The organism is Mycobacterium szulgai, assembly GCF_002116635.1.
In the GTDB taxonomy this organism is placed as follows: domain Bacteria; phylum Actinomycetota; class Actinomycetes; order Mycobacteriales; family Mycobacteriaceae; genus Mycobacterium; species Mycobacterium szulgai.
This window is the reverse complement of sequence record NZ_LQPW01000048.1, coordinates 78,743-89,837: the sequence shown is the minus strand read 5'-3', so window position 1 is coordinate 89,837 and position 11,095 is coordinate 78,743. Positions and strand designations below refer to the sequence as shown.

Below are 11,095 nucleotides of genomic sequence, written 5' to 3'. Positions count from 1 at the left end.
CCGGCGGGATCTTCGGGGCCGGCGGCACCGGCGGTAGCGGCGGCTCCGGCCAACCCAATGGCGGAGCGGGCGGGGCCGGCGGCAACGCCGGAATGCTTGCCTTCGGAGCCGCCGGCGGAGCCGGCGGCAGCGGCGGGTCGAGCACCGAAACCGGTGGGGCCGGCGGTGCCGGCGGCAACGCAGGGTTCCTGTTTGGTTCCGGTGGCACCGGCGGCACCGGCGGGACGGGCGGCGCCGGCGGCAGCACTACACAGCAAGGGGGCGCCGGCGGGGCCGGCGGCAGTGCCGGCCTCCTCAGCGGCTCCGGTGGCGCGGGTGGCGCCGGCGGTGCCGGTAGCAACGAGAATGGCGCAGGTACCGGCGGTGTCGGCGGTAATGGCGGCAAAGCCGGGGTGAACGGCAACGGCGGTGACGGCGGCGCCGGCGGCAGCGGCGGACAGACGACCGGCACCGGCGGCAACGGCGGCAACGGCGGCAACGGCGTTTTCATCGGCGACGGCGGCAACGGCGGTAACGGTGGAACCGGCAACACCGCGGGTAAGGCCGGCAAGGGCGGCACCAGCGGGGTCCTGATCGGCGAAGACGGGATCACCGGCTTGGTGCAGTAGCCGACACTTCCCTAGCGGCCGGCCCCGCGCGCGCAACCGCGCGCGCGGCGCCGGCGAAAGCGACGGCCACCTCGACGGTGACCACGACGTCAAGCGCGTCCACCACACACCGCGTGGCGAAGACCCGCATCTGTCGACCCACGGCCGCCGCGCGGTCGCAGGCCGGCGTCGGGCCGTGCGGCAGCCACGCCGCGGCGGCCAGTGCGGCAAGGTCGGCGGCCGCCTGCGCACGGTGACGAGCCACCACCGCCGCACCCAGATGCGCACCGGCCGCGGTGGTGCACAGCAACACCGCGACCATGGCGGCCGCCAACACCGTGACCGAACCCCGCTCACCGCGGCTCCGCAACAGAGATGGCGTCGGCGCCGATATCCAAGCCAGGCAACAGGTTTGAATGCGCGATAACGCTGGCGACCAGGAACTGGCCATCCCGGTGCAGCTGCACCCGGGCCGCTGGTGGCGCGATTCGCCGTGCCACCTCGACAGCCACGCGTTCGTCGCCGCGCGCGGCCAGCCGGGCCGCCTCGCGGGCGGCGTCGATACATCGCACCTGCATCGACACCGCAGTGATTCCGGCCAGACACAGCACCAGAACCACCACCAGCGTGGCGATCGCCAGCGCCGCCTCAACGGTGCTCGAGCCGGCACTCGACGCTAGACCTTGGTCGACAGCGCGCGACCGATGATGTGGTTCAACGCCGAGACAATGGAATCGCCGGTGACGACCGTGTAGAGGATCGCGCCGAAGGCCGCCGCCGCAATGGTGCCGATAGCATATTCGACGGTGGACATGCCGGACTCGTCGGTGGCCAGCAGCGTCATGCGCGTCACCAGCACCTGAAACATGTTGCGCATCAATGGTTCCCCTCTGTTGTGAGCTCATAGCAGCCCTGACTGAAAAACTCGGCCGGCCAGTCCGGCCACCACCGGAACAATCCCCAGGCAGACGAACGCCGGCAAGAAGCACACCCCGAGCGGACCGGCGATCAGGACCCCGGCGCGCTCGGCTGCCGCGGCGGCCGCATGCGCGGCGTCCTGGCGGGACTGAGCGGCCAGCTCGATCACGCCGTCGGCCAGCGCCGCACCTGAAGAGGCCGATCGCCGCGCCAGGCGCAGCAGTGCCTCGGTCTGAGCGTCGATCCGATCGGCCGGCAAGTCCGGCGGTGCCGACCAGGCGACGCCGGGCTCGGCACCAAGCACCAGCAAGTCGGCAGCCCTTGACAAGACCCGGCCCAGCCGCGGTGGCGCGGACACGGCGGTCGCAGTCGCGGCTGTCGCGACCGCCATTCCGGCCGTCAGGCACACGGCTAGCACGTCCAGGCTGGAAGCAACTCCGAGCGGGTCCGGGCCGGGCTTGGGCATTGGGCGCCTCCGGCGTGCTGACACCGGCATTCGGGCGCGGGCCCGCGCCAGCGAGGGCCCGGCACCGATCCATAGTGCCGCCGCCAGCAGCAGTGCCGCGGCGTTCACGGCGCGACCCGATCGGTTATCCGGTCTGACCACAGCAGCCCGCAACAGGCCAGCACCACGCCGGTCACCAGCAGCCAGCCACCCGCGTGGCCATGCAACAGGAAGCTCAGCGGACGCGCTCCGATCAGTTGCCCGAGCAGAACTCCGAGCAGCGGCAGCCCGGCCAGGATGGCCGCAGTGGCACGCGGGCCGGCCATCCCCGCGGCCAACTTATCCGAAAACCGTTGCCGCGCAGCGATATCGCGCTGCGCGGCGCGCATCAGGGTGGATATCGCCAAGCCGTGGTCGCTGGCCAGCTGCCAGCAGACCGCGAGCCGCTCCCACTGCGCGGGAAGGGCCGACGACAACGCCGCCGCGCGCAACCCGCCGCTGACATCTGCGCCCAACCTGGCGCGCGCCGCCACCGCACGCAGGGCGGCCGCAACAGAGCCCTCGGTCTCGTCGGCGGCAACGCTGAACGCCTGCACCGGATGGGCACCGACGCGCAACTCCCCGACCAACACGTCGAGGGCCGATTCCAGCGCCTGTCCCTCCTGCGTTGCGTGCCTGGCCCGGCGGCGACGCCGGTAACGCAGAGTCACCGTCGCGCCTACGATCAACACCGCCAAAACCGTCGCCAACGGCATCCACACGACTGCGCCGACCAACACGCACACGCAACAGCACACACTCCAGCGCGTGCCGGGCAGCCAAACCAAACGACGAACGGCCGGCGTGAGCCGCCGTCCCGGCGACGAGGGCAGCACCAGCAGTGCCAACGACAACATCAGCGCGCCACCGTTCATGCCGGCAACCGGCTTCGCAGCAGCTGGCGCAGATCCGTGGCGTGCGCGGTCAGCCCGTCGTCGGCGTGCCATGCGGTGACGGCGTGGACCAGCCCGCTTTCGGCTTGGCGCAGCAACGCGATCTCATCGAGCCGACGCCGTCCTTCCCGGTCGCGCACGACGTGCAGCAGCACTTGGACCGCCGCTGCGAGCTGACTGTGCAGTGCCGCCCGATCGAGTCCGCCGAGTGCGCCCAGCGCCTCCAGCCGAGCCGGGACTTCGCCCGGACTGTTGGCGTGCACGGTGCCCGCGCCGCCCTGGTGTCCGGTGTTCAGCGCCGCCAGCAGATCAACCACCTCGGCTCCTCTGACCTCCCCGACCACGATCCGGTCGGGCCGCATCCGCAACGCCTGCCGAACCAGCTGGCGCACTGTCACCTCACCCACGCCTTCGACGTTGGCGCCCCGCGCGACCAGCTTGATCAAATGCGGATGACGGGGCGCCAGCTCCGCGGCATCCTCGACGCACACGATTCGCTCGGCCGCCGAGACGGCTCCCAGCATCGCCGCCAACAAAGTTGTCTTTCCGGCCCCGGTTCCGCCGCACACCAAAAATGCCAGCCGCGCGCAGATGATGTCGGCCACCAACTCGGCGGCCTGCGGCGCGATCGCGCCCGCTGCAGCCAGGGCCGTCAAGTCCTGCGTGGCCGGCCGTAGCACCCGTAGCGACAGGCAAGTGCCTTCGGCTGCCACCGGCGGCAGGACCGCGTGCAACCGCACCGCGAACCCCCCGGCACCGATCCCGCTCAGCTGGCCGTCCACCCAGGGTTGCGCGTCGTCGAGGCGCCGGCCGGCCGCCAGCGCCAGCCGCTGGGCCAGCCGTCGCACCGCCGCCTCGTCGGCAAACCGAATCTGGCTGCGCCGCAACCCGTTTCCATCGTCAACCCACACCGCGTCGGGTGCGGTCACCAGCACGTCAGTGGTGTCGTCTGCGCACAGCAGCGGTTCGAGAATGCCGGCGCCGGTCAATTCCGTCTGCAGCACCCGCAGGTTGGCCAGCACCTCGGTGTCGCCGAGGATGCCGCCGGACTCGGCCCGAATCGCGGCCGCGACAACGTTTGGCCGCAGCGGGCCGGATTCGGCTGCCAGCCGCTCGCGAACGCGGTCGATCAGCGAGCCGGTCATGCCGCCCTACTTTGCGGGCGCGCGACTGGATGGGCTCCTAACACTTCGAGCACCCGGCGGGCCGCACCTGCCATCGCCGATCGCCGGCGTAGCCGCAGCCCACCGTGCTCTAGCTGCTCAGCGAGCCGCGGCTGGGCGCGCATCGATGCCAGCAGTGGCACACCGGCGATATCGGCAACCTCCGCCGCCCGCAACCCGCCGGGCGACGGTCCTCGCACCACCAGCCCGAGGTTGGGATTAATGGCTGCCAGCACCGGAGCGATCGTGGCCGTGGCCGCGCAAGCCCGCACATCGCACGGACTGACCAGAACGACAAGATCGGCCACATCCAGCGCGGCCACGGTCGCATCAGTGAGCCGACGCGGAAGATCACAGACCACTACCACTCCCCCGCGGCGACCGGCATCGAGCACCGCAGCCACCGGCGCCGGATCCAGCTCATGGCCATTCCTGGTGCCCGAGAGCACACTGATGCCGCGGTGTCGTGGCAGCGCCTCGCGCACGGCCGACCAAGTCAGCCGTCCGCCCTGTAATACCAGGTCAGGCCACCGCAAACCGGGGCTTGCCTCTCCTCCCACCAGCAGGTCGATGCCGCCGCCCCAGGGATCGAGATCCAGCAGCAGAGCGTCGGTAGCGACCTGCGCCTGGGCGACTGCGAACAACGACGCCCCGGCCCCGCCGCATCCGCCGATGACGGCGACGGCGCGGCCGTGCGGTCTATCGTCGCGCGCCGACTCGACGGCTTCGGCAAGCTCTCGGATCAAGTCATGCTCTTGGGCGGGCAGCCGCAAGACGTGCTGGGCGCCAATCGCAATGGCCGCCGCCCAGGTCGCCGGCGCGGTTTCGGTTCCGGTGAGCACGCTGACGTGACCACGCCGCGGCAGCGCGAGCCGGCCGCAGCGATCCGCCGCCGCTTCGTCAAGCACGACTGCCGCGGCGGCCGCCCACGTCTTGCGGCTCACCGAGCTGTTTGCTCCGGTGTGGACCACCCGTATTCCGACGGCTGCAGCCACCCGGTCCAAGTCATCACGCACATCGGGATCGGCGAGAATTGCGAGCACGCCCGAGGCCGCCCAGCCGCTGCGAGAAGACCCAGAAATAGTGGTCACGCATCTACGGTGCGACGCCAGGCTGTGGGACGAAAGTGCCAAAGGCAGAATTGTGGATAGAGACGCAACTGTGCACAATCGCCGTCGGTCAGCGGTGCGGCTGTGCAAAAGCGGCAGACTCCCGCAACGCGCGCGGAGACCCGCTAACCATGCTTACGGGGAGGATAATTTACCCCACAAAAGGGACGACCCCCGCCAGGGGGGGAGGAGGCGAGGGTCGTCGTGTATCAGCCCCGGGGGGTCGGGCTGATACACCCTCGGCTCAAGGCCGAGTAATGCTTACTATACACATGACAGTGCGGGCTCACGCAAGTATTGCGAACAAGAAAAGTACAGCTTGAGCCGTGTAAATGCCCCCGACGGGGCCGCCGCAACGGTGTCCGGGCGGCCATTTGGGGACCAGAATGCCGGGCGTACCAGACCTGCGACCTATGCTGGAACGGTGACCGTCTCCGACTCGGCCGCGCACCAGCAAACCATACCGGAAGCATCGGGAGCAAATGCTCCACATGCCCGGACCGCGGCCTTCTTCGACCTCGACAAGACCATCATTGCCAAGTCCAGCACTCTGGCTTTCAGCAAACCCTTCTTTGCTCAGGGACTGCTCAACCGCCGTGCCGTGTTGAAGTCCAGCTATGCACAGTTCATCTTTCTGCTCTCCGGCGCCGATCATGACCAGATGGACCGGATGCGCACGCACTTGGCCAATATGTGCACCGGGTGGGATGTCGAACAGGTGAAGTCGATCGTCAACGAGACGCTGCACGACATCGTGACTCCCCTGGTATTCGCCGAAGCCGCCGACCTCATCGCCGGCCACAAATTGTGCGGGCGCGATGTCGTGGTGGTATCCGCCTCGGGCGAGGAGATCGTCGCCCCCATTGCTCGCGCATTGGGCGCTACCCACGCCATGGCGACACGAATGGTGGTCGAGGACGGTAAGTACACCGGCGAGGTCGCTTTCTACTGCTACGGCGAAAACAAGGTCCAAGCGATCCGTGAGCTGGCGGCCCGAGAGGGCTATCCGCTGGAACACTGCTACGCCTACTCCGACTCGATCACCGATCTGCCGATGCTTGAGTCCGTCGGCCACCCCTCGGTGGTCAACCCCGATCGCGGGTTGCGCAAGGAGGCCGTTGAGCGAGGCTGGCCCGTGCTGTCGTTCTCCCGGCCGGTGTCACTACGCGATCGCATCCCGGCGCCCTCGGGTGCTGCGATCGCCACCACCGCCGCGGTGGGTATCACGGCGCTGGCCGCCGGTGCGGTCACCTATACGCTGCTGCGTCGCTTCATGTTCTAGCCGGAGCGTTTGAGCCGGGGCGTTCTAGCACCGGCGTCCCAACGTCTCGAATCCCGGCAGCAAACGACGGACGCGCGCAATCCGAAGTCGTTTCAGAACTTTCGCAGAATTAGGCCTTGCTGTGTCTGGGGTCTAGTAGTACAAAGGAACCACGGAAGCCCGGTGAGGCCAAGGTCGATCCGGAAGAGAAGGTTCGTTCTCCCGACCCGGGCACCCAGCACGGTTCCCGGCACCCACGCGGAGTCATAGCCGCGATAATGGCAGAAGTGTTGCGGGCCTGCGTAATTGCGAACAACGGATGGCGTCGACGGCCCTTTGGGTGGGGCTGCAGTCGGAAGTATCGCAAACGCGCCGAGGCCACCCACGCAGCCCACATAAATGCACGCTTGGTACCCGAGAACCGTGTTGGCGGGCGGTGATCCGAAATTTTCGGATCGCCGCCCGCTTCGCATTTCCGGAACGACTAATTTCGCGGGCTCCCAGCTACCGACTCGGCAATCGCGAGAGCCTCCTGGGCACCGGCCTGCAGCCCCCGGCAGCACAGCAGCAGCCAGGCCGCCACCCCATCGGGCGTGCCCTCTGCGAAACGGCGCGCGCACTCGCGGTAGTCCGCCGGCTGGCGCATCCAACGAACCTCGGGCACACCCAGTCCGTGCGGATCCAGACCGCTGGCGATGGTCACCAAACGCGAGACGGCGCGCGCCACCACGCCGTCGGCGCTACCAAACGCCTTCAGCGCCAACAACTCTCCGTGTGCGACGGCGGCAACCACGGGCGCCGATGCCTGCGTAGGTCGGGTGAGCACGTCCGCCAGCAGCTCTAACCGCGGTCCGATTGCGGGGTCGGCGCGCGGCCGGCCGAGCGCGTCGTCGTCGGCGAGATCCGCCGCGGCCAGCACGTGCAGACGTGCGAGCGCCTGCAACGGCGCACGCCGCCAAACCCCCACCAACGGCCCGCCGCCGCCTTCCAGCGCCTGTGCCACTCGCAGCGCGCCACCGAACACCGGCTCGCTGACGACGCCGGCGTCGGCCAAGTCGTCCAATCGCACCGGGCCACCGTCCAGCACCGACGACGCCCGCGCGGCACGCAGCGCCGCCTCGGCGGCCGTCACCGGCCAGCCCCGCAGGTTGGCCTTGTGCCGATGCGCTCGCCCGAGCGCTTCGCGGGCCCGGTCGCTGGCTTCGGCGACGCCGGGCAGCTCCATCAGCGGAGCCAGTGGATCAGCCGTCACGAGTTGCCAACTTAGCGCCGTCCCGCTCGCGCGCCGGGAATGGCTTCCAGCAACTGTTGGGTGTACTCGTGCCGGGGCCGGGTGAAGACCTCTTCGGTGGGTGCCTGCTCGACGGCCCGGCCGGCGCGCATCACCAGCACGTCGTCAGAGATCTGCCGGATCACTGCAAGGTCGTGGCTGATGAACAGGTACGTTAGGCCGAGGCTGGCCTGCAGTTCGGCGAGCAAATCCAGGATCTGCGCCTGCACCAGCACGTCGAGCGCCGAGACCGCCTCGTCGCACACCAGCATTTCCGGCCGCAGCGCCAGCGCCCGGGCGATCGCAACCCGCTGCCGCTGCCCCCCTGAGAGCTCCCGGGGCAGCCGGTCCAGCACCGAGGTCGGCAGCGCGACCTGATCGATCAGCTCATGCACCGCATTCCGGCGCTGACGGCGATCGCCTACCCGATGGATGCGTAACGGCTCCTCGATGGCCCGGAACACCGAGTACATGGGGTCCAGGCTGCGGTAGGGGTTCTGGAACACCGGCTGGACCCGCCGGCGGAAGGCCAGCGCCTTGTCCCGGCTCAGCTCTTGCACGATCTGATCGCCGCCGAAAACCACGGTGCCCGACGTCGGTTGCAGCAGGCCCAGCACCATGCGCGCCAAGGTTGATTTTCCCGAACCCGACTCCCCCACGATGGCCAGGGTGCTGGCCCTTCGCAATTGAAATGACACCCCGTCGACAGCCCGAAAATCCGCCCGGCGCCAGGGTGCACCCCGCGACTCCCGGTAAACCTTGGTCAGATCCGACACGACCAGCAGGTCATCGGCTTCCGTGGTGGCGCGGGCCGCAGGTTTGCGACGGACGGCCAGCGAGGGCGCCGCGGCCACCAGTCTGCGGGTGTACTCGTGCTGCGGGTCCTTCAGAATCGATTGCGCGGCACCGGATTCCACCACCTCTCCGCGATGGATGACCACGACAGACTCGGCACGTTCGGCAGCCAGCGCCAAATCGTGGGTGATGAGCAGCAGCGCGGTGCCCAATTCGTCGGTGAGCTGCTGCAGATGGTCGAGGACCTGACGCTGCACGGTCACGTCCAGCGCCGAGGTCGGCTCATCGGCGATCAGCAGGCGCGGGCGTCCCGCCAGCCCGATGGCGATCAACGCGCGCTGACACATGCCGCCGGACAGCTGGTGTGGATATCGCCCGGCCTGCTTGGCCGGATCGGGCATACCGGCCTCGACAAGCAGCTGTACTGCCCGTCGCCGCACATCGCGGCCATCGGTGCCCCACGGTCGCGACCTCCAGCGCCCGGCTCCGCCGCGCTTGCGATCGATCCTGTTGGCCCGCAACGCTTCCCGGATTTGGAACCCGACCTTCCATACCGGGTTGAGATTGGTCATCGGGTCCTGGGGTACGTAGCCGATCTCCCGGCCCCTCAGCGACCGCAGTAACCGCTGATCGGCTGACGCGATGTCGCGCCCGGCAAATGTGATGCGCCCGGACGTGATTCGCCCGCCGGGTGCGAGTAGGCCGAGAATCGCCGCGGCCGTGGTGGACTTTCCAGAGCCGGACTCGCCGACCACCGCGACGGTCTGACCACGAAGCACCGTCAGATCCACGCCGCGCACCACCGGCTCGTTGGCGCCGAATCTGACTTCCAGGCCCTCGACCGACAAGAGCGGGGTCTGCGCGGCAGGTATGTTCATGCCCGCCACGCCCGCGACGCCGGGTCCAGGGCGTCGCGCAGAGCATCGCCCATCATCATGAACGCCAGCACCGTAATCGCCAGGGCGCCAGCGGGATAGAACAGAATCGGTGAACCCGCCCGCAGCCTGGTCTGCGCGATATTGATGTCGCCGCCCCAGGACACCACCGACGGAGGCAGCCCGACGCCAAGGTAGGACAGGGTGGCCTCGGTGACGATGAAGATGCCCAGGGCAATGGTGGCCACAGCGATCACCGGACCGATGGCATTGGGCACCGCGTGCCGCACCAGAATCTGAAACCTGCTCAACCCCAAAGCTTTAGCCGCCAATATATAATCACTTGCGCGCACCTCGAGCACCGAACTGCGCGCGATCCTGGCGACCTGGGGCCAGCCGAACAAAGCCAGGATGGCAATCACGGTCCACACGGTGCGGTGGTGCATGACCTGCATCAGCACTATTGCGGCCAGCAACAACGGTAATGCAAAGAACACGTCGGTGATGCGCGACACCACCGCGTCCACCCAGCCACCGTAGAAGCCGGCCACCGCCCCCAGCGCCCCGCCGACGACGAACGCCGCGAACGTCGCCCCCAGCCCGACCGCGACCGAGGCCCGGGCCCCATAGACGGTGCGCGCGTAAATGTCGTGACCCTGTAGGTCGGTACCGAACCAGTGCGCCGACGACGGCGAAAGCATGCTCTGGGCGGGATCCGCATAGTGTGGGTCGACTCCGGTGAACAACGCCGGGAACGCAGCGAGCACCAGAATGAAAAGGATCATCGCAGCCGCGACAATGAACTTCGGGCGCCTATGCATAGCGAATCCTGGGATCTAGCAAGGCATACAACAGGTCGACCAACAGGTTGGTGATCAGGTAGATCACCACCAGTACGGTCACGATCGACACCACCGTCGGCGCCTCCTGCCGGGTAACCGCCTGGTAAAGCACACCGCCGACGCCGTGGATGTTGAAAATGCCTTCGGTCACGATGGCCCCACCCATCAACGCCCCGAGATCGGCACCCAGAAAGGTCACCACGGGGATCAGCGAGTTGCGCAGGATATGTACGGTCACCACCCGCGGCCGAGCCAATCCTTTGGCGGTGGCGGTCCGGACATAGTCGGCGTGCGTATTGGCGGCCACGGCCGACCGCGTCAGCCGCACGACGTAGGCGAATGACACCGCACCCAAGACGATTCCGGGCAGCAGCAGCCGGGCGAAAGTGGCGTGCCCGCCCACCGTGACCGGTGCCAGGCCCAAGCGCACCCCGAACACGAATTGCGCCAGAAAACCCAGCACGAAGATGGGGATGGCGATGATGACGAGCCCGGCGATGAGAACCGTGGCATCGAAGATGCCGCCCTGCCGCAGCCCGGCGATCACGCCGAAGCCGATGCCCAGCACCGCCTCGACCGCCAGGGCGATCAGCGCCAGCCTGAGGGTTACCGGAAAAGCATGCGCCAGTACGGAACTCACCGGCAAGCCGGAGTAGGCCCGGCCCAGGTCGCCGTGTAGCAGACCCCCCAGATAGCGCAGGTATTGCAGCAGGAACGGGTCATCGAGGTGATACCGGGCTCGCAACCCAGCGGCCACCGCCGGACTGAGCGGCCGGTCCCCCGCCATCGCCGCCACCGGATCACCGGGAAGTAGAAAGACCATGCCGTAGATCAGCAGTGTGGCCCCAAAGAAGACCGGCACCATCACCGCGATCCGGCGCACCACATACCAACCCAT

At 68.5% G+C, this 11,095-nt stretch carries 12 protein-coding genes and 1 pseudogene; 2 read left to right on the top strand and 11 right to left on the bottom strand.

Annotation, left to right across the window (positions count from 1 at the left end):
* Positions 1 to 608, top strand: a pseudogene (locus tag AWC27_RS30935) (hypothetical protein); the annotation flags it as partial.
* On the opposite strand, the gene AWC27_RS10325 reads toward AWC27_RS30935, so the two are convergent.
* From AWC27_RS10325 to ssd, 7 genes are read right to left on the bottom strand one after another with little or no spacing between them, the layout of a single operon-like run.
* Complete coding sequence (locus AWC27_RS10325; protein ID WP_342744544.1) at positions 589 to 957, bottom strand: Rv3654c family TadE-like protein; 369 nt, start codon at positions 955 to 957, stop codon at positions 589 to 591. The pseudogene AWC27_RS30935 and the gene AWC27_RS10325 sit on opposite strands and share 20 nt — an antisense overlap.
* Positions 941 to 1,228, bottom strand: a complete 288-nt coding sequence (locus AWC27_RS10320) for a TadE family type IV pilus minor pilin (protein WP_085670405.1) — start codon at positions 1,226 to 1,228, stop codon at positions 941 to 943. Before AWC27_RS10320 ends, AWC27_RS10325 begins: the two co-directional genes overlap by 17 nt.
* A 35-nt stretch (positions 1,229 to 1,263) precedes the next feature.
* Positions 1,264 to 1,464, bottom strand: coding sequence for a DUF4244 domain-containing protein (locus AWC27_RS10315; RefSeq protein WP_085670389.1), 201 nt, complete (start codon positions 1,462 to 1,464; stop codon positions 1,264 to 1,266).
* Between the two features lie 24 nt (positions 1,465 to 1,488).
* On the bottom strand, positions 1,489 to 2,079 hold the full coding sequence (locus AWC27_RS10310) for a type II secretion system F family protein (RefSeq protein ID WP_211281600.1): 591 nt from the start codon (positions 2,077 to 2,079) through the stop codon (positions 1,489 to 1,491).
* Positions 2,076 to 2,864 (bottom strand): type II secretion system F family protein, encoded by a 789-nt coding sequence (locus AWC27_RS10305; RefSeq protein ID WP_085670388.1) that lies wholly within the window; start codon positions 2,862 to 2,864, stop codon positions 2,076 to 2,078. Before AWC27_RS10305 ends, AWC27_RS10310 begins: the two co-directional genes overlap by 4 nt.
* A complete protein-coding gene (locus AWC27_RS10300) occupies positions 2,861 to 4,027 on the bottom strand; it encodes a TadA family conjugal transfer-associated ATPase (protein WP_085670387.1) in 1,167 nt (388 codons plus the stop codon). Before AWC27_RS10300 ends, AWC27_RS10305 begins: the two co-directional genes overlap by 4 nt.
* Entirely contained in the window at positions 4,024 to 5,079 is a 1,056-nt protein-coding gene (gene ssd, locus AWC27_RS10295) for a septum site-determining protein Ssd (RefSeq protein ID WP_085670403.1), read from the bottom strand. The genes AWC27_RS10300 and ssd overlap by 4 nt, the downstream gene beginning before the upstream one ends.
* A 499-nt stretch (positions 5,080 to 5,578) precedes the next feature.
* On the opposite strand from ssd, the gene AWC27_RS10290 reads away from it, so the two are divergent.
* A complete protein-coding gene (locus AWC27_RS10290) occupies positions 5,579 to 6,436 on the top strand; it encodes an HAD-IB family hydrolase (RefSeq protein ID WP_085670386.1) in 858 nt (285 codons plus the stop codon).
* A 463-nt stretch (positions 6,437 to 6,899) separates the two neighbouring features.
* On the opposite strand, the gene AWC27_RS10280 is transcribed toward AWC27_RS10290, so the two are convergent.
* The 4 genes from AWC27_RS10280 to AWC27_RS10265 are packed head-to-tail and all read right to left on the bottom strand — an operon-like array spanning position 6,900 to position 11,095.
* Complete coding sequence (locus tag AWC27_RS10280; RefSeq protein WP_085670385.1) at positions 6,900 to 7,667, bottom strand: oxidoreductase; 768 nt, start codon at positions 7,665 to 7,667, stop codon at positions 6,900 to 6,902.
* Between the two features lie 11 nt (positions 7,668 to 7,678).
* Positions 7,679 to 9,358, bottom strand: a complete 1,680-nt coding sequence (locus tag AWC27_RS10275; RefSeq protein WP_085670402.1) for a dipeptide ABC transporter ATP-binding protein — start codon at positions 9,356 to 9,358, stop codon at positions 7,679 to 7,681.
* Complete coding sequence (locus AWC27_RS10270) at positions 9,355 to 10,176, bottom strand: ABC transporter permease (RefSeq protein WP_085670384.1); 822 nt, start codon at positions 10,174 to 10,176, stop codon at positions 9,355 to 9,357. Before AWC27_RS10270 ends, AWC27_RS10275 begins: the two co-directional genes overlap by 4 nt.
* The gene (locus AWC27_RS10265; RefSeq protein WP_085670383.1) at positions 10,169 to 11,095 is read right to left on the bottom strand and encodes an ABC transporter permease; all 927 of its coding nucleotides are present in this window, start codon (positions 11,093 to 11,095) and stop codon (positions 10,169 to 10,171) included. The genes AWC27_RS10270 and AWC27_RS10265 overlap by 8 nt, the downstream gene beginning before the upstream one ends.